The sequence below is a fragment of the Devosia albogilva genome, from assembly GCF_042685625.1.
Taxonomy (GTDB): Bacteria; Pseudomonadota; Alphaproteobacteria; order Rhizobiales; family Devosiaceae; genus Devosia; species Devosia albogilva.
Genome location: NZ_JBHUNP010000001.1, coordinates 2,297,411 through 2,316,515, shown reverse-complemented (window position 1 = coordinate 2,316,515; position 19,105 = coordinate 2,297,411). Strand labels below are relative to the sequence as shown.

18 protein-coding genes and 1 other RNA gene are annotated in these 19,105 nt (G+C 66.3%); 12 read left to right on the top strand and 7 right to left on the bottom strand.

Features of this window, described 5'->3' with window-relative positions; all coding sequences use genetic code 11:
* Positions 1 to 98: 98 nt before the first annotated feature.
* Positions 99 to 1,616 carry a sugar ABC transporter ATP-binding protein gene (locus tag ACFSX5_RS11695; protein WP_386833636.1) on the bottom strand — a complete coding sequence of 506 codons (1,518 nt, stop codon included), beginning with the start codon at positions 1,614 to 1,616 and terminating at the stop codon, positions 99 to 101.
* A complete protein-coding gene (locus ACFSX5_RS11690) occupies positions 1,613 to 2,362 on the bottom strand; it encodes an SDR family oxidoreductase (RefSeq protein WP_386833635.1) in 750 nt (249 codons plus the stop codon). Before ACFSX5_RS11690 ends, ACFSX5_RS11695 begins: the two co-directional genes overlap by 4 nt.
* 120 nt (positions 2,363 to 2,482) lie before the next feature.
* On the opposite strand from ACFSX5_RS11690, the gene ACFSX5_RS11685 reads away from it, so the two are divergent.
* From ACFSX5_RS11685 to ACFSX5_RS11670, 4 genes are read left to right on the top strand one after another with little or no spacing between them, the layout of a single operon-like run.
* Positions 2,483 to 3,250 carry an IclR family transcriptional regulator gene (locus tag ACFSX5_RS11685; RefSeq protein ID WP_386833634.1) on the top strand — a complete coding sequence of 256 codons (768 nt, stop codon included), beginning with the start codon at positions 2,483 to 2,485 and terminating at the stop codon, positions 3,248 to 3,250.
* Entirely contained in the window at positions 3,250 to 4,077 is an 828-nt protein-coding gene (locus ACFSX5_RS11680) for an amidohydrolase family protein (RefSeq protein ID WP_386833633.1), read from the top strand. Before ACFSX5_RS11685 ends, ACFSX5_RS11680 begins: the two co-directional genes overlap by 1 nt.
* Before the next feature lie 48 nt (positions 4,078 to 4,125).
* On the top strand, positions 4,126 to 4,959 hold the full coding sequence (locus ACFSX5_RS11675) for a sugar phosphate isomerase/epimerase family protein (protein ID WP_386833632.1): 834 nt from the start codon (positions 4,126 to 4,128) through the stop codon (positions 4,957 to 4,959).
* Positions 4,960 to 5,001: 42 nt separating this feature from the next.
* Positions 5,002 to 6,732 (top strand): PAS domain S-box protein, encoded by a 1,731-nt coding sequence (locus ACFSX5_RS11670; RefSeq protein ID WP_386833631.1) that lies wholly within the window; start codon positions 5,002 to 5,004, stop codon positions 6,730 to 6,732.
* A gap of 115 nt (positions 6,733 to 6,847) precedes the next feature.
* Here the strand turns inward: ACFSX5_RS11670 and ACFSX5_RS11665 are convergent, their stop codons facing one another.
* From ACFSX5_RS11665 to ACFSX5_RS11655, 3 genes are all read right to left on the bottom strand, one after another.
* Positions 6,848 to 8,227: an FAD-containing oxidoreductase gene (locus tag ACFSX5_RS11665; protein ID WP_386833630.1), complete on the bottom strand. Its 1,380-nt coding sequence runs from the start codon at positions 8,225 to 8,227 to the stop codon at positions 6,848 to 6,850.
* A 90-nt stretch (positions 8,228 to 8,317) separates the two neighbouring features.
* The gene (gene sthA, locus ACFSX5_RS11660; protein WP_386835630.1) at positions 8,318 to 9,733 is read right to left on the bottom strand and encodes a Si-specific NAD(P)(+) transhydrogenase; all 1,416 of its coding nucleotides are present in this window, start codon (positions 9,731 to 9,733) and stop codon (positions 8,318 to 8,320) included.
* 97 nt (positions 9,734 to 9,830) lie between these two features.
* Positions 9,831 to 10,691, bottom strand: a complete 861-nt coding sequence (locus tag ACFSX5_RS11655) for an LOG family protein (RefSeq protein ID WP_386833629.1) — start codon at positions 10,689 to 10,691, stop codon at positions 9,831 to 9,833.
* A 103-nt stretch (positions 10,692 to 10,794) separates the two neighbouring features.
* On the opposite strand from ACFSX5_RS11655, the gene ACFSX5_RS11650 reads away from it, so the two are divergent.
* Positions 10,795 to 11,715, top strand: coding sequence for a DUF817 domain-containing protein (locus tag ACFSX5_RS11650; protein WP_386833628.1), 921 nt, complete (start codon positions 10,795 to 10,797; stop codon positions 11,713 to 11,715).
* Positions 11,716 to 11,834: 119 nt separating this feature from the next.
* On the opposite strand, the gene ACFSX5_RS11645 is transcribed toward ACFSX5_RS11650, so the two are convergent.
* Positions 11,835 to 13,154 carry a sensor histidine kinase gene (locus tag ACFSX5_RS11645; protein WP_386833627.1) on the bottom strand — a complete coding sequence of 440 codons (1,320 nt, stop codon included), beginning with the start codon at positions 13,152 to 13,154 and terminating at the stop codon, positions 11,835 to 11,837.
* Positions 13,155 to 13,207: 53 nt separating this feature from the next.
* Between ACFSX5_RS11645 and ppk2 the strand changes: the two genes are divergently transcribed.
* From ppk2 to recR, 6 genes are all read left to right on the top strand, one after another.
* Positions 13,208 to 14,065 (top strand): polyphosphate kinase 2, encoded by an 858-nt coding sequence (gene ppk2, locus ACFSX5_RS11640; RefSeq protein WP_386833626.1) that lies wholly within the window; start codon positions 13,208 to 13,210, stop codon positions 14,063 to 14,065.
* A gap of 53 nt (positions 14,066 to 14,118) precedes the next feature.
* Positions 14,119 to 14,889, top strand: coding sequence for an N-formylglutamate amidohydrolase (locus tag ACFSX5_RS11635; protein WP_386833625.1), 771 nt, complete (start codon positions 14,119 to 14,121; stop codon positions 14,887 to 14,889).
* A gap of 256 nt (positions 14,890 to 15,145) precedes the next feature.
* Positions 15,146 to 15,241, top strand: an RNA gene (gene ffs / locus ACFSX5_RS11630) — signal recognition particle sRNA small type.
* A 121-nt stretch (positions 15,242 to 15,362) separates the two neighbouring features.
* Positions 15,363 to 17,117 (top strand): DNA polymerase III subunit gamma/tau, encoded by a 1,755-nt coding sequence (locus tag ACFSX5_RS11625; protein WP_386833624.1) that lies wholly within the window; start codon positions 15,363 to 15,365, stop codon positions 17,115 to 17,117.
* Positions 17,114 to 17,437 carry a YbaB/EbfC family nucleoid-associated protein gene (locus ACFSX5_RS11620; RefSeq protein ID WP_386833622.1) on the top strand — a complete coding sequence of 108 codons (324 nt, stop codon included), beginning with the start codon at positions 17,114 to 17,116 and terminating at the stop codon, positions 17,435 to 17,437. Before ACFSX5_RS11625 ends, ACFSX5_RS11620 begins: the two co-directional genes overlap by 4 nt.
* A 167-nt stretch (positions 17,438 to 17,604) precedes the next feature.
* Positions 17,605 to 18,198, top strand: a complete 594-nt coding sequence (recR, locus tag ACFSX5_RS11615; protein WP_386833621.1) for a recombination mediator RecR — start codon at positions 17,605 to 17,607, stop codon at positions 18,196 to 18,198.
* A 54-nt stretch (positions 18,199 to 18,252) separates the two neighbouring features.
* On the opposite strand, the gene ACFSX5_RS11610 is transcribed toward recR, so the two are convergent.
* Entirely contained in the window at positions 18,253 to 18,759 is a 507-nt protein-coding gene (locus tag ACFSX5_RS11610; protein WP_386833619.1) for a hypothetical protein, read from the bottom strand.
* 133 nt (positions 18,760 to 18,892) lie between these two features.
* Between ACFSX5_RS11610 and ACFSX5_RS11605 the strand changes: the two genes are divergently transcribed.
* On the top strand, positions 18,893 to 19,099 hold the full coding sequence (locus tag ACFSX5_RS11605; RefSeq protein WP_386833618.1) for a hypervirulence associated TUDOR domain-containing protein: 207 nt from the start codon (positions 18,893 to 18,895) through the stop codon (positions 19,097 to 19,099).
* The last annotated feature ends 6 nt before the right edge of the window (positions 19,100 to 19,105 follow it).

The window sequence follows — 19,105 nt, the reverse complement described above, 5'->3', positions numbered from 1 at the left end:
CAAGGGGGAGGGAGACGATGAACACTGAGCGATCGGCCCTGCGCCTCCCTCCCCTCGATGGGGAGGGAATGAGGGTGGGGTGGGCGACGCACACGGCACTATCCAGCATGCCGCACCTCCATGGCCGGCTCGCGCAGGGTTGCGAGCCGCATGATCTCTTCCTGCGAGGCGCCGCCGGGCAGGATGCCGGTCAGCCGCCCCTCGCACATCACCGCGATGCGGTGGCTGAGGCGCAGGATTTCCGGCAGTTCGGAGGAAATGACGATGATCGCCTTGCCGTCAGCGGCAAGCTGGTTGAGCAGGCGGTAGATCTCCGACTTGGCGCCGACATCGATGCCGCGGGTCGGCTCGTCGAAGATCAGGATGTCGCAGTCGCGCAGGAGCCACTTGGCAATGACGACCTTCTGCTGGTTGCCGCCCGAGAGCAGCCGCGCTTCCTGGGTGTCGCTCGGGGTCTTGATGCTGAGCTGGCGGATGTACTTCTCCGCCGCCTGGTGCATGCCGGCATCGTCGAGCACGCCAGCCGCGCGGGTGAAGCGTGCGAGGCTCGCCAGCGCGATGTTGTTGCGCACGTCGAGGCCGGTGGCGAGCCCGAACAGCTTGCGGTCTTCCGACAGGTAGCCGATGCCCGCCGCCACTGCGTCCTGCGGCGAGGAGATGCCGACGCGCTTGCCGCCCACCCAGATCTCGCCGCCCTCGCGGCGGTCGGCGCCGAAAATTGCGCGGGCGACTTCGGTGCGCCCGGCCCCCATCAGCCCGGCAAAGCCGAGGATTTCACCGCGGCGCAGTTCGAAGCTGACATCGCGGATATCGCGCCCGCGCCGGAGATTGCGCACTTCCAGCGCCACCGGGTTGCGGCTGGTGTCGGTAATGGCGGCGGTTTCGTTGCTGAGCGTGCGCCCCACCATCATCGAGATGATGGTGTCGATCGGTGTATCGGCGGCCGGGACGGTGCCGACATATTCGCCGTCGCGCATCACCGTCACCCGGTCGGAGATGCGTTTGATCTCGTCCATCTTGTGCGAGATGTAGACGATGCCGACGCCCTCGCTCTTGAGCTGGTTGATGATGGCGAAGAGCTCGGCGATCTCGGCATCGTTCAGTGCCGCGGTCGGCTCGTCCATGATCAGCACGCGCGAGCGGTACGACAGCGCCTTGGCGATCTCGACCATCTGCTGCTTGGCGATGGTCAGCGTCTCAACCCGCACTGTGGGTTCGAGCTTGAGGTTCATCTGCGCAAAGATGGCGCGGGCATCGCGGTTCAGGGCCGCCTCGTCGAGAATACCGAAGCGGCGCGGCTCGCGGCCGATGAAGATGTTCTGCGCCACCGTGAGGTCGCGCATCAGCGCCAGTTCCTGATGGATGATGGAAATGCCGGCATCGAGCGCCTGGCGCGGGGAGGTGATCTCGACCGGCTTGCCGTCGAGCTTCACCGTGCCGCCGTCGCGCGTATAGACCCCGGACAGGATCTTCATCAGCGTCGACTTGCCGGCGCCGTTCTCGCCCATCAGGGCATGGACCTCGCCGGGAAGCAGTTCGAAGCAGGCGCGACTCAGCGCCCGGACGCCGGGGAAGCTCTTGTCGATATCGAGCATTTCCACCAGCGGCGTGGTCATATGGTGACGCCCCCATCGACCAGCACCGGTTGGCCGGTGATGAAGCGGGACTCGTCGGAGAGGAGCATCACCACCAGCGGCGCAATGTCGTCGACGGTGGCAAGCCGGCCCAAGGGCTGGCGGGCAATGAAGTCCTTCTCGGCCTGCACCGGATCGGGCGAGTTGGCGATGCGGGCGCGCAGCGAGGGCGTGTCGACCGTACCCGGACACACGCAATTGCAGCGGATGCCGCGCTTCACATAGTCGGCGGCCATGGCCTTGGTGAAGCCGATCACCGCCGCTTTTGTCGAGCCATAGAGCAGCCGGTTGGGGAAGCCTTTGATGGAGCCGGCCATCGAGGCCATGTTGAGGATGACGCTGCCGCCATTGTGCGGCGCGCGTTCCAGCAGGCCGGGAAGCAGGGCCTTGGTCACCCGGTACATCGACTTGACGTTGAGGTCGAAGCTGAAGTCCCAGTCGTCTTCGCTCGTGGCGAGGATGTCGCCATTGTGGACGAACCCGGCGCAGTTGAAGATGCCGTCGAACGGCGCCTGGCTGGCGGCGAAGGCGTTCACCGCCTCGGTGCTGCGCACGTCGAGCACTGCGGTTTCGATGCCCGGCGCCTCATCGGGCAGCGTTGCCAGCAGCTCGGCATTGATGTCCGTGGCGACCACCTGGGCGCCTTCGCGCACGCAGGCGATGGCGCTGGCGCGGCCCATGCCCTGCCCCGCTGCCGAGATGAAGATACGCTTGCCCGCAAGCCGCATGGTTCTCGATGTCCTCCCTCACGCGGATCGTTGCCGCGCATATACGAACAGTCTATTCACAAATGAACTATGCTGGCAATCGCTAACATGTCAGTATGCCGGCAGGATCGGAGGGCAGGCTTGGACGCTGAGATCGCAGAGCGCTATCGCGCACCGGCGCTGGACAAGGGTCTCGACATCGTCGAGCTCCTGGCGGGCACCGATGGCGGACTCACTCAGGCGGAGATCGCCAAGGCGCTGAGCCGCTCGCCGGCCGAAATCTATCGTATGCTCGACCGGCTGGTGCGCCGCGACTATGTCCGCCGCACCGACGGCGACCGTTACGAGCTGACCCTCAAGCTGTTCGAACTGGCGCACCGGCGCCCGCCGCTCCACCGCCTCATCAGCCAGGCCAACCCGGTGCTGCGCAGCTTCGCCCTCAGGGCGCAGCAGGCGGTGCACCTCGTGATCCGCGACCGCGGCATCCTCGTCGTGGTGGCGCAGGTCGACGGGCCCGGCTACTGGAACGTCTCCATTCGCGTCGGCTCGCGCATCGGGCTGGTCAACACCGGCTCCGGCCACGTGTTTCTTGCCTATGCGACGCCCGAAGAGCGTCAGTTGATGCTCGCCGAGCAGGACCCCGGCCGCGAGCAGGTGATGCCGGAAGGGCTCGAGGCGCGGCTCGACCGGGTGCGCGCCGACGGCTCGGAGGTGATGCCGAGCGCGCAGGTTTCGAGCGTGTTCAACCTGTCGGTGCCGATCCTCGGCGCCATGGGCTCGGTGCTGGCGGTGCTGACCTGCCCCTATACCGAGCGGCTCGACCGGCGCGATGCACCGGACCTCGAGCAGTGCCTCACCCTCTTGAAGGAAGCCGGGCAAGAGGTGTCCAATCGCCACCAGGAGGCATGATGCGCATTCTCGATACCCATCTCCACCTGATCTATCCCGACCGCTTCAGCTATCCCTGGATCGGGCCCGGCCACCCGCTCAACCGCGAATGGAGCCATGAGAGCTATTTCGCGGAGGCCGTCGGGCTCGGCATCGAGTCGGCGCTCCACATGGAAGTCGATGCCGCCGAGGCGGATATGGAGGCGGAAACCGCCTTCGTGCTGGAGCTGCCGCGGATCGCCGGCGCCATTGCGGCGTGCCGCCCGGAGCGCGCCGGTTTCGTGGCGCACATGGAGCGCCTGAGCGCTGAGCCGCGCGTGAAAGGCGTACGCCGCATCCTGCACGAGGTGCCGGACGAGCTCAGCGAACAGCCGATCTTTGCCGAGAACCTGCGGCGCCTCACGGACTACGATCTCAGCTTCGACCTTTGCCTCCGTGCCGACCAGTTGCGGCCCATCGGGCTACGGCTGGTGGACGCGGCGCCGGACGTGCAGTTCATCCTCGACCATTGCGGCAATCCCGACATTGCCAAAGACGGACTCGAGCCCTGGCGCGCCGACACCGCTGCACTGGCCGAGCGCCCGAATGTGGCGGTGAAAATCTCCGGCATTGCCACCAATGCGCGGCCCGGCTGGCAGCCCCATGACCTTCGCCCCTATGTCGAGCACCTGATCCACGTGTTCGGCTGGGACCGGGTGGTGTGGGGATCGGACCATCCGGTGCTGACGCGCAACGGGTCGCTGACGAGGTGGGTGCAAGCGACGCGCGAGATCGTCGGCAGCGCCAGGGCGGACGAGCAGGCGCGGCTGTTCCGCCGCAATGCCGAGCGCATCTATCGGGTGGGTTGAAAGCCCGGCAGGGGCGTGGAAGTCTTCGCCCCACAAGGGAGACTCGTCATGGCCGCCATCACCGCCGATCGCATCGCCGTATCCACCTGGTCGCTGCACCGGCTGCTCGGGACCACCTATCCCCACGACCTCACCCGCTTCGAGGTCGGCCCGGAGCATCAGACCTATGGCGAGGGCGAAGAATCGCTGCTGGGGCTGCCGTCGGTGCTCGCCAATCACGGCTACCACCGGCTGGAGATCGTCTCGTTTCACCTGCGCAGCATCGATCCGGTGTATCTCGGCGAACTCAGGGACCAGCTCAAGATCGCCAATGTGCGGCTGCAGACGCTCCTGATCGACGCCGGCGACGTCACCCATCCCGAGCACGGTGCCCGCGACGAACGCTGGATCGCCCGCTGGATCGAAATCGCCAACGAACTCGGCGCCGAGCATGCGCGCATCGTGGCCGGCATGCAGGCGCCAAACCCTGAGACCCTCGACCGCTCGGCAGCGGCCTTGCGACGGCTGGCCGACGGCAATGCCGGCTCCCCGGTGCGGCTGGTGACGGAGAACTGGAACAAGCTCCTCGCCGGCCCCGAGCAGGTCCACTACCTCCTGGACCGGCTGGAGGGGCGGATCGGCCTCCTCGCCGACTTCGGCAATTGGCGGGGCCCAGACAAATACGAGCAACTGGGCTCCATCTTCCCGCGCGCCGAGCTTTGCCACGCCAAGGCGAGCTTCATCGATGGCGACCTCGACGAGGTGGACTACGCCGCCTGCGTGACGGTGGCGGAAGAGGCAGGCTATCGCGGTCCCTACACGCTGATCTTCGACAGCGACGTTCCGGGGGAATGGGCGGGCCTCCGGGCCGAACGCGACTTTCTGCTGCGCGAAGCCGCCTGACCTAAGGCTGTTATTAACGTTGCATGGCGCAAGGTTAGCGCCATGTCCGCGCCGTCGAACAATGCTCCGACCGTAGTGCCCGGGCCTTTCCGTTTGGAAGGGCACAATGCGCTTCTGGCTCGCATCGTCGAAACGGCGGCAATCGGCACCGCGCTTTATGATCTGGAAGGCCGGCTGGTCTATGCCAACCGCGCCTTTGCCGACCTGCTCGGCTACACCGCGGGCGCACCCCTGCCCGCTCTTTCCGAGCTCATCCACCACGACGACGCTTCCGCCGGAAGGCTGCACCTCGAACGGATGCTGCGCGACGAGTTGCGCGACTATCGCGGTGAACACCGTCTGCGCCATGCGGATGGCAGTTCGCTCTGGGTCAGCCTCGTTGCCTCGGCGCTCACCGCCAAGGCGGACGGGGCGCCGGAATATCTGGTGCTGCAAGCCTCCAGCATCGAGCGGCAGAAAAAGGCAGAGGAGGCGCTGACCTATTCGGAAAGCCGGTGGAACTTCGCGCTCGAGAGCGCCCGCCAGGGGGTGTGGGACCATGATATCCGCACCGACACCATGTTCTATTCGCGCATGTGGCGGATCATGCGCGGCCTCTCACCGGACGAGCCGGTGCCGGAGGACCACCAGAAAGCCTGGCTGAGCCGCATCCATCCCGATGACCTGGGCCATGTGCTCGCCAATATCGACCGGCAGGACCGCGGCGACAGCGATTTCGACGCGCTGGAGTATCGCGAGCGCCGGCCGGACGGCAGCTATGTCTGGATCCTGTCGCGCGGCAAGCCGGTGGAATGGGACGAACACGGCAACCCCGTGCGCACGCTCGGCACCGATACCGACATTACCCGCATCAAGGTGATCGAGCAGGAGCTGGCGGCCGAAAAGGAACGGCTGCGGCTGACGCTGGAATCCATTGCCGACGGCATGATCTCCGCCGACAGCCAGGGCCGCATCACCTTCATGAACCCGGCTGCCGAGCAACTCACCGGTTTCACCTCGGCCGAGGCCATCGGCCGGCCGGCCCATGAGGTCTTCGCCCTGCGCGACGCCACGACCGGCAGGCGCTGCGAGTGTCCGGTGGCACGCTGTCTCGAGATCGAAGACACCGTCCATCGTGAAGACGACATGGTGCTGGTCAGCCGAACGGGCACGCAGCGGGACATTCGCTGCACCGCCGCTCCGGTGCGCATGGCCGACCGGGCGGTGCTCGGTGCCGTGCTGGTGTTTCAGGACGTAACCCAGAGCCGGGCAATGCAGCGGCAACTGGCGCACTCGGCCTCGCACGATCCACTGACCAGCCTGCCGAACCGGGCGGCCTTCGAGGAGGCCATGTCCACCGCCACCGCGTCGGCCCGCGACAGTCAGCGGCGGCACAGCCTGCTCTATATCGATCTCGACCGCTTCAAGCCGGTCAACGACAGCGCCGGCCATGCCGCGGGCGATGCGCTGCTGCAGCAGGTCGCCAAGACCATCCGCGGCTGCTGCCGCAACCACGACATGGCCGCCCGCATCGGCGGCGACGAATTCGCCGTGCTGCTCACCGACTGCCCCGTGGGCAACGCGCGCGCCGTGGCGGAAAAGATCGTCCGCGCCGTGGGTGCCCTGGAGTTCCTCTGGGCCGGGCGCACCTACCGGATCGGCGCCAGCATTGGCATCGCCGAGATCAGCCGCGAGGCCGCGTCCCCCCTGGGCGTCATGGGCGAAGCCGACGCCGCCTGCTACGCCGCCAAGGCGCGCGGGCGGGCCACCGTGGTGGCCTTCGGGGATTTATAGGAAAGGTCAGTGGCACCGTTGCAGCGGTGCCCGCGGCCTCTTGGTTCGACAAGCTCAGAAAACAAGCTCAAGGCTCCTGCGTCCCCTCTCCCCTGAGGGGAGGCGACGGCGAGACCTACTTCAGCGGTTTCAACTCCCCCAGCAGCGTCGGCAGCAGCTCCGTCACTGTGGGGTGGATGTGCATGGTCTCCACCATCTTCGTGTAGGGGATGCCCGAGGCCATCAGTTGCAGCAGCGACTGCACCACCTCGTCGCCATTGATGCCGAGAATGGCCGCGCCGAGAATGGTCTTGTCCTTGGCATCGACCAGCACCTTCATCAGGCCCTGCGTCTCGCCCCGCTCCCGCGCCCGGGCCACGCGGCTCATCGGCATGGTCGCGATCAGCGCATTGCGGCCCGAGGCGCGTACCTCAGCCTCGCTCATGCCGATGCGGCCCAGAGGCGGATCGACATAGAGCGCGTGGGTCGGGATGCGGCCCGCCAATGAGCGCTTGCCGCGCTCCAGCAGGTTGTTCACCACGATCTCGTGCTCGTAGTAGGAGGTATGGGTGAAAGCGCCGCGGCCGTTGACGTCGCCCATGGCCCAGATGCCCTCGACACTGGTGCGCAGATGGTCATCGACCGGGATGAAGCCGCGTTCGTCGGTCTCGATGCCAGTGGCGGCGAGATTGAGCGCCTCGGTGTTGGGAATCCGGCCAAGCGCCACCAGCAGATGCGTGCCCTCTATCGAGGACCGCCGCTCGCCCGACTTGAGCGATACGAACACCCCGGTGCCGGCGCGGTGCAGCGCCTCGACCTCGGTGTCGAACAGGAACGTCACCCCCTCCGCCTCGAGGATGGAGCGGATGGCGGCGGAAACGTCCGCGTCCTCCTTGGAGGCGGGTCGCGAACCCCGATCGACCACCGAGACCTTGGAGCCGAAGCGGGCATACATCTGCGCGAACTCGAGCCCGACATAGCTGGCGCCGACAATGATCAGGTGGCTTGGCAGCGTATCGAGTTCCACCATCTGCTTGTTGGTGAGATAGGTGATGCTCTTGATGCCCGGCCAGTCCGGCACCATCGGCCGCGCGCCGGTGTTGATGAAGATCTCGGGAGCCGTGAGCCGGCGGCGTCCGACCGCGATCTCCTTGGGGCCGACGAACCTGCCCTCGCCGCGGATCACCTCCAGCCCCTCGAGACCGCCGAGCCAATCGGTGAGACTCTGTACCGAGGCGCCGACGATCCGGTCCTTGCGGGCTTTCACCGCCCGCATGTCGACGGTGACGGGCGTACTGACCTGTACCCCATATTCGCCCGCTCGACGGGCCATCCAGGCGGCACGGGCGCTCGCTACCAGCGTCTTGGTGGGCGTGCAGCCATCGTTGACGCAGGTGCCCCCCAGGTGCTCGCGCTCGATCAGCGCGACCCGCCGGCCTTCCTTGACGAGGCGCGCGGCCAGGAAAGGGCCGGATTGGCCTGCGCCAATCACGATGGCATCGAAACGTTCGGTCATGACTTTCTTACCGGGAAGGCGAGGTCAGTCTAGGCTCGCTCGCCCGCTTGATCCAGCCGGCTCGCATAGGCAATGAGGTGTAGCCGTCGATCATTCGACCGGCGCCATCTGCGTGGTGCGCGGCATGCGGTTCCAGGCGTCGAGCGCGGCGATCTTGTAGGCCTCGGCGAGCGTCGGATAGTTGAAGGTATTCTCGACGAAATAGTCGAGCGTGCCGCCGAGATTGAGCACCGCCTGGCCGATATGGATCAGTTCGGTCGCACCCTCGCCGACGATGCTGACGCCGAGCAGCTTCCGGTCGTCGAGCGAGAAGATCATCTTCATCATCCCCGACTGCAGCCCCATGATGTGGCCGCGCGAGGTCTCGCGGAAGCGGGCGACGCCGCACTCGTACGGCGTGCCCTGCGCCCGCACCTCCTGCTCCGACAGTCCGACCGTGGAGATCTCGGGCACGGCATAGATGCCATAGGGGAAGAACTGCGGCGCCGGCGGCATGGCGGCACCGAACGCATGGAGGGCCGCAATCCGCCCCTGCTCCATCGAGGTCGAGGCGAGCGCGGGAAAGCCGATGACGTCGCCGGCCGCATAGATGTTGCGGCACTGGGTCTGGAAGGTTACCGGATCGACCTTCAGCCGCCCGCGCTCGTCCGGAACGACGCCGCAGCCATCGAGGCCGAGGTCGGCGGTAGCCCCGACGCGACCGGCAGCATAGAGCACCATGTCGGAGCGGATGTGTCGCCCATCGGCGAGGTGGGCGATGGCCCAGCCCTGTTCGTCCTTCTCCACCGATTCCACCTTCGCCCCGAGCCGCAGCGTCATGCCGCGCTGGCGCAGGTCGTGAGTGAATTCCTCGATGATCTCGCGGTCGATGAAGTCGAGGATCGCGTCGCGCGGCTCCACCACCGTCACGGGCACGTCCAGCGCCGAAAAGATGGTGGCGTATTCGATGCCGATCACGCCGGCGCCGACCACCGTCAGGCTGCGGGGTACCCGAAGGTCGGTGACAAGGCTGTCGCTGTCGACGATGGTGTGGTCGTCGAAGACGATGTTGGGCGGGCGGTACGGCATGGTGCCGACGGCGATCACCGCGAACTGGAAGCCGAAGACGTGCTCCTCACCCTCGTGATCGGTGACGCAGATACGGTTGGTGTCGATGAACTTGGCCTTGCCGCCGAAGGTGCGCACGCCATTGCGGGCGAACTGGTGCTCCAGCACCTCGATCTCGTAGTCGAGCGTCTTGCGCAGCCGGGCGCCGAGGTCCTTGCCCTCGATGTCCTTCTTGACCCGGTAGGCGAGTCCATAAAAGCCGCGCTCGCGCCAGCCGGAAAGGTTCAGCACCGTCTCGCGCAGGGTCTTGGACGGGATGGTGCCGGTGTGGACGGAAACGCCACCGAGCCGCATGCGGTTTTCCACCACCAGCACCGACTTGCCGAGCTTTGCCCCCTGGATGGCGGCGCGGCGTCCGGCCGGTCCGCTGCCGATGACGACGAGATCGTATTGCTGCACGTGCAAGAACTCCGTTTGGATCATCGACACCTTTCGCCGTCACTGACACTGCGGCCGCGGCGGCACAACAGGCAGAAACGGAAGGCAGCTCTGCGGCTCAGTCGCCGCGCAGCACCTCGTCGATGGCGGGCAGGTTGTAGAACTGGCGCACCACGTCCCAGCCCTCGTCGGCCGTATCGACCACGGTGAACAGGTCCGGATCGTTGGGCGCGATGGTACCAGCTTCGGCCAGCGCCTCGAAATTGATGACCTTGCGCCAGAACTCGCCACCGAACAGCAGCAGCGGTACCCGCGCCATGCGGCCGGTCTGGATCAGCGTCAGGGTCTCGAAGAACTCGTCGAGCGTGCCGAAGCCACCGGGGAACACGGCGACCGCCCTGGCGCGCATCAGGAAGTGGATCTTGCGCGTCGCGAAATAGTGGAAGTTGAAGCTCAGCTCCGGCGTCACATAGAGGTTGGGCGCCTGTTCGTGCGGCAGGACGATGTTGAGGCCGATCGACGGCGCCCCGACATCGGCCGCGCCGCGATTGCCGGCCTCCATCACCCCCGGGCCGCCACCCGTCACCACCACATAATCGGCATAGTCGAGCGACTTCGAGGTCATGGAGGCGAGCTGCGCGAAGCGGCGGGCCTCTTCGTAATAGGGGGAGGCCGCCTCGAGATTGCGCTTCTGCGTCTCGTTCTTGGCGGCCCAGGCCGGCTGGCCCGGCGCCGGAATGCGGGCGCCGCCGAACAGCACGACGGTCGAATTGATGCCGCGCTCGCGCAGGCGGAACTCGGGCTTGAGATATTCGAGCTGGAAGCGAACGCCACGCAGATCCTCGGAGGTGAGGAACTCGTCATCGGCAAATGCCAGGCGGAAAGCGGCGGATTCGGTCTGCGGCGTCGAAGGTGCGCGCTTGGAGGCGGCGACGTCCTCGACCGAGGTGCGCAGCGAAGTGGGACGGCGTCTGGCCATGGGGAATGTTTGGTCCTGATGTTGTCGAGAGTCGAAACTGCCACAATTCGGAAAAGTTCGCCGCCGCATATCCGAGCAAGGGCAACAGGGGCAAGCCGAACGGATGGCGCGATTCACCAGTGTCGAGGCGCGGATCGATGCCGCAGCCCACCGTGTGCTGCAGCGCCTGCCGCGCGGGCGGCTCGCCGACGGGCTCGTCGAGTTCGTCGTCTTCGGCCTGAAGCAGGCCTGGGCATGCCTCTTCGGCGGGCTGATGCTGGCGATGATTCTCCTCACGCGCCTGTGGTGGCTGGAGGTTGGCCTCCACCGCTACGACTTCTGGTTCCTCGCCGCGCTCGCCATCCAGGCCGGCATGCTGCTGTTCCGGCTCGAAACTCTGGGCGAAGCACGGGTGATCCTGATCTTCCACCTGGTCGGCACCGGCATGGAGCTGTTCAAGACCGCCGTCGGCTCGTGGATCTATCCCGAGGAGGCGCTGTTCCGCCTCGGTGGGGTGCCGCTGTTCTCGGGCTTCATGTATGCCTGCGTCGGCTCCTACATGGCGCGCATCCAGCGCATCTTCGACATCACCTTCACCCGCTACCCGCCGGTGTGGCTGACGGCCCTGCTGGCAGCGGCGATCTACCTCAACTTCTTCACTCACCACTATATTTTCGACTTCCGCTGGGTGCTGCTCGCCGCAGTCGCGGTACTCTACGGCCCGAGCTTCATGCATTACCGCGTCTTCCGCTTCCGCCACTCGATGCCGATGCTGCTCGCCTTCTTCCTCGTCGCCCTGTTCATCTGGATCGCCGAGAACATCGCCACCTGGGGCGGCGCCTGGCTCTATCCGAGCCAGGAAAACGGCTGGACCCTGGTCAGCCTCAGCAAGCTGGTCTCGTGGTACCTGTTGATGCTGATCTCGGTGGTGCTGGTTACGCTTGTGCATCCGCCGCGGCGGGTGGAGGATTCGGGTCCCATGCGCGCAGGTCGAGGGCGTGGAGGGACACCCCCCTCCCAACCTCCCCCGCAAGGGGGGAGGTGAGCTCCACTCTTGTGGCACGATCGCGTCACACCACGGAAGTCACCCTCCCCCTTGCGGGGAGGGATGGGAGGGGGTTTTGGAGGCCCTCACAGACCGGGTGTTCGGCCCCGCCTGAGCCCTCACGCCAAATACACATCCACCCGCATGCCCTCGCCGGGCTTGCTCTTGATGGCGATCTCGCCGCGGTGGCGGTGGACGATGTGCTTGACGATGGCGAGGCCGAGACCGGTGCCCTTCTTCTTGCGCGAGGCCTCGGCATCGATGCGGTAGAAGCGCTCGGTCAGCCGCGGCACGTGCTCCGGCTCCACCCCCGGTCCGTGATCCACCACCGTCACCCGGTGCTGGAAGCCCGGCCGGTCCGACGCGCCGAGGCTGACCTCCACCGTCTTGCCGCCGGCGCCGTATTTAATGGCGTTGTCGAGCAGGTTCTCGAACACCTCATAGAGCTGGCCGCGATCCGCCGTCACTGCTACCGGCCCTTCGGGCAGCGACAGCACCACCTCGAGCTCGGCCGCACGCGCCTGGATCTGCAGCCCATCGCGCACCTCGCGCAGCAAGCCCGCGAGATCGACGCTGTCGGTAGGCCTGAGATGCTGGTGCATCTCGATGCGGGACAGGCTCAGCAGGTCGTCGATCAGCTTGCTCATGCGCTCGGCCTGCCCCCGCATAATGCCGAGGAACTTCGCCCGCGCCTCAGCGTCGCGGGCCGCGGGACCGAGCAGGGTGTCGATGAAGCCCATGAGCGAGGCCAGCGGCGTTCTCAACTCGTGGCTGGCATTGGCGATGAAGTCGGTGCGCAGCGCATCGACGCGCTTGAGTTCGGTGAGGCTGTGGAAGGTGACGATCATCTGCCGGTTGTTGTCCTCCAGCCACTCGACTCCGTGCCGGCGGAGCGGGGCGACAAGGACGTTCTCCCAGGTCTCGGACGGAATGGTCTCGTGCAGTTCCACCGTGCGCGGCGTGCCGTGACGCAGAACCAGGTCGACCGAGCGGATGAAGTCGGGATTTCGCAGCGCCAGCGTGATTATTCGCCCTGGCGCCACGGAGGAGAAGCGTCGCGCCGCAGCGCCATTGGCATGAATCACCACCGCACGCCGGTCGAGCACGAAGCAGGGTTCGGCCAGCGCGTCGGCGAAGGCGGCGATGGCGTCGGCGTCACTGCCGGCGGGCGCCACCTTCTGCTCGGCCGGCAGCACCGCGACCACACCGGACGGGATCACGGCGGCCCAGATCAAGAGGGCCGCGAAGGACAATGCCGCCCAGCCGAGCGGCAGGTGTCCGAGCACGACCAACACCGTGAATACGACACCGACCGCCGCTACGAGTGGGGCCTGGGCGAGAAAACGGTCCGCAGCGACCCGCAACCACGGCAGGGGCCGCGGCTTTGTAGTGGACAGGTCCTGCTTCGACAGATCAGCCAGAATGGGCTCCCTCGGCACTTGGGGGCGGGTCTATATCATGGCCCTTATGACAAGGGAGCGACAGCACCACCGTGACCGGACTTCTCGACCAGTTCGACATCGACGATCCGCATTTGCCGAAGGCGATCAAGGACCAGGCCCTCACCTCCGGCGACTACCCCTACAAGGATAAGCTGGGCAAGCACGAGTATGAAGAGCACATGCACAGGCTGCAGGTGCACCTGGTGCGTCTGCAGGCGCATATGGCCAAACACGGTGATCGCATCGTCATCCTGTTCGAGGGGCGCGATGCGGCCGGCAAGGGTGGGGCCATCAAGGCGTATGTCCAGAACCTGAACCCGCGCTACAACACCGTGGTCGCCCTGCCGAAGCCGAACGACCGCGAGCGCACGCAATGGTATTTCCAGCGCTATGTCGACTGGCTACCCGCCGCCGGCGAGGCGGCTCTGTTCGATCGCTCCTGGTACAATCGGGCCGGGGTCGAGCGGGTGATGGGCTTTGCCACGCCAGAGGAAGTGGCGCTGTTTCTCGAGGAAGCGCCGGAATTCGAGAAGCGCATCGTCAAGGACGGCATCCACCTGTTCAAGTTCTGGCTGTCGATCGGGCGGGAGATGCAGCTCAAGCGCTTCCACGATCGCCGGCACGATCCGCTCAAGACCTGGAAGCTGTCGCCGATGGACATCGAGGCGCTGGGCAAGTGGCACCAATATTCCGACGCCCGCAACGAGATGCTGCGCCGCACCGACACCCTTCATGCACCCTGGACGGTGATCCGCGCCAACGACAAGCGCCGCGCCCGGCTGGCGGTGATCCAGACGGTGCTCGAGCGGCTCGACTATGACGGCAAGGACGTGAACGACATCGGCGCCATCGATCCCAGGATCCGGATGAACGCGTCGGACTTTCTCGAACTCAAGGAAGTCGAGTAAGGCAAGGCTGCCGCGATTCGGCGGCGGCTGGTGAGACGAACATCGGGCACGCGATGCAGGCGGACGGCTGGCGCGACAAAGCAGTTCTGGTTTCCAACGCACGGGGCAGTTCGCCCTTCGTGGTGGTGTGCGACCATGCCAGCAACCGCCTCCCGGCGCGCTACGGCACCTTGGGGCTGAGCCCGGTCGAACGGCTGAGCCACATTGCGTGGGACCCCGGAGCGCTGGCTGTTTCGCGCGCCCTGTGCAGCCTGCTCGACGCCCCGCTGGTGGAATCCACCGTCAGCCGGCTGATCATCGACTGCAATCGCGAACTCGATTCCCCCGACCTGATCTGGACCCTGTCGGAAGCGACCCGCATCGCCGCCAATGAGGGCATCGATGACGCGGAGCGGCAGTTCCGCATCGATCACTATCACCGCCCCTACCATGCCTCCATTGAGACCCTGCTCGAAGCCCGCCGGCACGCCGGGCAGGAAACGATCCTCGTATGCATGCACTCATTCACGCCGGTCTATCATGGCGTGGCGCGGCCTTGGCCGATCGGCCTGCTGCACGGTACGGATGTCGGCTTCACCCAGGCGCTCTATGGCGCCCTCAAGGCCGAGGACGCCACGCTCAATGTCGGCTGGAACGAACCCTATGCCGCCCTCAAGGGCGTGACCCTCACCCTCGAGCGCCATGGCGACGGCCGCGGCATCGAATCCACCATGATCGAAATGCGCCACGACGAAATCCTCGAGCCCCGCGGCGTCACCCTGTGGGCCTCCCGCCTCGCCCGGAGTCTCGCCATGGCGCGCGAAATCCGGCGCGAGGCACGGTAACCGCGCCTCTCTGGACCACCGGGACAAGCCCGGTGGTGACGACGCGGAGAGTCACTCCATATCGGTCCTTCGTCATTGCCGGGCTTGTCCCGACGATCCACCCACCACGTCATCCCCGCGAAGGCGGGGATCCATTCTTCTCCGGAGTTCAGCGGAAGAGTGGATTCCCGCCTGCGCGGGAATGACGCCGTGCTTTTGCTGCTGGTGTGCTCTCCCAGCCTTGCCAAGGCCATGATTAATTCGCATATAGCCGGTCGGGAGGTTGGCGCGGACGTGTTCCTCGCCAACCGGGTCAGGTCCGGAAGGAAGCAGCCCCAACGAGATCCTCACGGGTCGTTGCCAGCCTCCTACTTCACCATGCGCTTTCGTTGGACATCGAGCGCGGCGCAGTTGCCTGCGACGCCCACGGCCCTATGATCCCCCGATGACCAGAGGCGGCTTTCCGACAGTGCTTTCCGAGGGAGGGGCAGACCATGGCTGACGCTCAGACCTCTCCCTATCTCGTTCTCGCCCGCAAGTACCGGCCGCGCGACTTCACCACGCTCGTCGGCCAGGACGCGATGGTGCAGACGCTGGGCAACGCCTTCAAGCAGAACCGCATCCACCACGCCTTCATCCTCACCGGCGTCCGTGGCGTCGGCAAGACCACTACCGCCCGCATTCTCGCCCGCGCCTTCAACTACGAGAACGAGAACGGCCGCCAGCCGACGCTCGACCTCAGCGTCGAAGGGCAGCACTGCCGCGCCATCATCGAGGGCCGCCATGTCGACGTGGTCGAGATGGACGCTGCCTCCAATACCGGCATCAACGACATCCGCGAGATCATCGACTCGGTGAAGTACGGGCCGGTCTCGGCGCCCTACAAGGTCTATGTGATCGACGAGGTGCACATGCTGTCGACGGCGGCCTTCAACGGGCTGCTGAAGACGCTGGAAGAGCCGCCGCCCTATGTGAAGTTCATCTTCGCCACCACCGAGATCCGCAAGGTCCCGGTGACGATCCTGTCGCGCTGCATGCGCTTCGACCTCCGCCGCATCACGCCGGAGGTGATGACCGCCTATCTCGAAACCATCCTCGGGCAGGAGGGCATCCAGTTCGAGCCGGAAGCGCTGGCGATGATCGTGCGCGCCGGCGAAGGCTCCGCCCGCGACAACCTTTCCCTGCTCGACCAGGCCATCGCCCATGGCAACGGCACCGTCACCGCCGCCACGGTCAAGGCCATGCTCGGCCTTGGCGACCGCGCCCGCGTCATCGATCTGTTCGAGGACGCCATGGCGGGCCGCGTCGGGGAGGCCCTGACCACGCTGCGCGCCCTTTACGACATGGGCGCCGACCCGCAGACGACCATCGCCGACCTCGCCGATTTCTGCCACCTCGTCACGCGCATCAAGGTGGTTCCGGCCGCAGCCGACGACGTCTCGCTGACCCCGGACGAGCGCAGCCGCGGTGCTGATCTTGCCAACCGCCTGCCGATGCGCGCCCTCAGCCGCGCCTGGCAGATCCTGTTCCGTGGCCATGACGAAGTGGCCAAGGCCCATAACGGCCTGCAGGCCGCCGAGATGGCGCTGATCCGGCTCGCCTATGCCGCCGACCTGCCGAGCCCCGACGAGGTGATCGCCCGGCTGACCAACCAGCCGGTGCCGCCGCCCTCCCCTGCCCCGTCGCTGCCGCCACGCGGCCCCTCGGGCGGTGGTGGTGGTGCTACGGCCCTCCGCATCGAGCAGCCGCAGCCGGCACCGGTCGCCGTCTCGCAGCCGATCGCTATGGCGCAGCAGCAGCCGGCGCCGACCGTGCAGCCGGCGCTCGCCACCGTTGCCAGCTACAAGGACCTGATCGCCCTCGCCACCGCCAAGCGCGACATCCTGGTGCGCATGGCCCTCGAGAGCCAGATGCGGCCGGTGTCATTCGAGCAGGGCAAGATCGAGGTGGCGCTCGTCGAGGGCGCCGATCCCGGCATCATCAACACGCTCTCCGCGCGCCTGCAGACCTGGACCGGCGAGCGCTGGCTGATCACCGTCTCGACCAAGCCGCCGGAAGGGCTGACCCTGCGCCAGGAAAAGGAGCAGCGGATCGAGGCTGCGCACCGGCAGGCGCATGAGGACCCGCTGGTGCAGGCGATCCTCGAGACCTTCCCCGGCGCCAAGGTCGTCAACGTGACCGTGCGCGACGAAGAAACCCCGATGGCGGCCGACGCCGCCCCACCCCCAGTGGAAGAGGACGACGAATGAAAGACATCATGGGCATGATGAAGGCCGCGAGCGAGATGAAGGGCAAGATGGAAGCCCTTCAGAACGAGCTCGGCAATCTGGTGGTGGAAGGCCGCGCCGGCGGCGGGCTGGTCACCGTCTCGCTCACCGGCAAGGGCGAACTGCGCGGCATCAAGATCGACCCTTCCCTGTTCAACCCGGCCGAGGCCGAGGTGCTCGAGGACCTGATCATCGCCGCGCACAACGACGCCAAGGCCAAGAGCGAAGCCGAGATGCAGAAGAAGATGGCCGAAGTCACCTCCGGCCTGCCCCTCCCCCCGGGCATGAAGCTGCCGTTCTGAGGTTACCGGGAGCATTCACACTGATGGCGCAACAACCACGGTGTCACCCCGGCCTTGAGCCGGGGTCCATCTTGAGATCTCAGGATGGATCCCCGCTTTCGCGGGGATGACATCGGAGCTGGGGCGGCGTTAGCTCCAAGCCAGCGGTGCAAGGGACCAGAACACAAATGGCCAATGGCGGCCCCGAGATCGAGCAACTGATCCAGTTGATGGCGCGCCTGCCGGGGCTAGGGCCCCGTTCGGCGCGGCGTGCGGTGCTGCAACTGATCAAGAAGAAGGATCAGTTGATGGTGCCGCTTTCGGCCGCGCTCGATCGCGCCGTTGCAGCGGTCAAGACCTGCGAGGTCTGCGGCAATATCGATACGGCCAGCCCCTGCGGCATCTGTGCCGATCCCCGCCGCGACAACGGCATGCTGATCGTGGTCGAAGACGTCGCCGACCTGTGGGCGCTGGAGCGCGCCGGCGTCGGCGCGGTGAAATACCATGTGCTCGGTGGCGTGCTGTCGCCGCTCGATGGCGTCGGCCCCGATGACCTCGCCATCGACGGATTGCTGCGGCGCGCCCCCGAGTTCGGCGAGATCGTCCTCGCCATCAACGCCACCGTCGAGGGCCAGACCACCGCGCACTACGTCACCGACCGGCTCGCCGGCAGCGGCGCGCGAGTGACGCGCCTCGCCCATGGCGTCCCGGTCGGCGGCGAGCTCGACTATCTCGACGAAGGCACCCTCAGCCAGGCGCTGAAGGCCCGCACCGCGATCTAGCCGAACCCCACCTCTCCCGTGAGGGGAGAGATGAAGGGGCGATAGCTACATTCCTCAGTGCACGCCCTTGTCGGGGTCGAAGTCGTCACCGTCTTCCCATTCCGCCACGTCCAGCGGCTCGAGTGCGGCATCCTCCTCGTCGCCGTCGAAATCGGCATCGGAATCGCGGCCCTCGATGGCGCGGCGCGAGTCGACATCGTCGGGCGACAGCGCGTCCAGCCGCTCCTCGGGATCATAGTCGAGCGTAGGATTGAGCTCGGCATAGTCCTCGAGGTCGTCGGAATTGGCGATGGTGGCACTCAGCTCGTCGATGGCACGGTCGATCTCATCGAGGCTGGCCTGGGGGTCCTGGTCGCCCCAGTCTCCGGTTTCGCGGGTAGCGGCCTGCTCACGCAGTTCCCGCAGCCGCGCCAGGCGGTGACTGGCGGGACGGTCGTCGCCATAGAGCAGGTCCTCGATCTCGGTCTGCGTATAGGGCTCGGCCAGGTTGAAGGCCTCGGACGCATCACCAGGTTCGATATCCTGCGGGATGATGTGGCCGGGGTTGGTGATCGGGGGCATGGAAAACTCCTTTGCGCACCAGTTTCACCGGTTCAACGTTGCTGTGCGCGCCGGGTTCATCCCACCGTCATCAACTTCGGTGGCGAACCACCCGCTCCGGCTTCGCGTTTGCAGACGGAAACGGAGAGGCACCATGGCAACCACATCGTTCCGCAAAGGCAGCAAGGTGAGCTGGAACTGGGGCGCGAACACTGCCACCGGCAGGATCGTCGAACGCTTCACCCAGCCGGTGGAACGCACCATCAAGGGCACAGCGGTGAAGCGCAACGCATCGCAGCGAGAGCCAGCCTACCTGAGCAGGAGGACGGCGACAAGGTGCTCAAGAGCAAGAGCGAACTGAGCCGCG

Coding starts and splice junctions, on each gene's coding strand:
- ACFSX5_RS11695 (WP_386833636.1), bottom strand. CDS start 1,616: ATGACCACGCCGCTGGTGGAAATGCTCGATATCGACAAGAGCTTCCCC.
- ACFSX5_RS11690 (WP_386833635.1), bottom strand. CDS start 2,362: ATGCGGCTTGCGGGCAAGCGTATCTTCATCTCGGCAGCGGGGCAGGGC.
- ACFSX5_RS11680 (WP_386833633.1), top strand. CDS start 3,250: ATGCGCATTCTCGATACCCATCTCCACCTGATCTATCCCGACCGCTTC.
- ACFSX5_RS11675 (WP_386833632.1), top strand. CDS start 4,126: ATGGCCGCCATCACCGCCGATCGCATCGCCGTATCCACCTGGTCGCTG.
- ACFSX5_RS11670 (WP_386833631.1), top strand. CDS start 5,002: ATGTCCGCGCCGTCGAACAATGCTCCGACCGTAGTGCCCGGGCCTTTC.
- ACFSX5_RS11665 (WP_386833630.1), bottom strand. CDS start 8,227: ATGACCGAACGTTTCGATGCCATCGTGATTGGCGCAGGCCAATCCGGC.
- ACFSX5_RS11655 (WP_386833629.1), bottom strand. CDS start 10,691: ATGGCCAGACGCCGTCCCACTTCGCTGCGCACCTCGGTCGAGGACGTC.
- ACFSX5_RS11650 (WP_386833628.1), top strand. CDS start 10,795: ATGGCGCGATTCACCAGTGTCGAGGCGCGGATCGATGCCGCAGCCCAC.
- ACFSX5_RS11635 (WP_386833625.1), top strand. CDS start 14,119: ATGCAGGCGGACGGCTGGCGCGACAAAGCAGTTCTGGTTTCCAACGCA.
- ACFSX5_RS11625 (WP_386833624.1), top strand. CDS start 15,363: ATGGCTGACGCTCAGACCTCTCCCTATCTCGTTCTCGCCCGCAAGTAC.
- ACFSX5_RS11620 (WP_386833622.1), top strand. CDS start 17,114: ATGAAAGACATCATGGGCATGATGAAGGCCGCGAGCGAGATGAAGGGC.
- recR (WP_386833621.1), top strand. CDS start 17,605: ATGGCCAATGGCGGCCCCGAGATCGAGCAACTGATCCAGTTGATGGCG.
- ACFSX5_RS11610 (WP_386833619.1), bottom strand. CDS start 18,759: ATGCCCCCGATCACCAACCCCGGCCACATCATCCCGCAGGATATCGAA.
- ACFSX5_RS11605 (WP_386833618.1), top strand. CDS start 18,893: ATGGCAACCACATCGTTCCGCAAAGGCAGCAAGGTGAGCTGGAACTGG.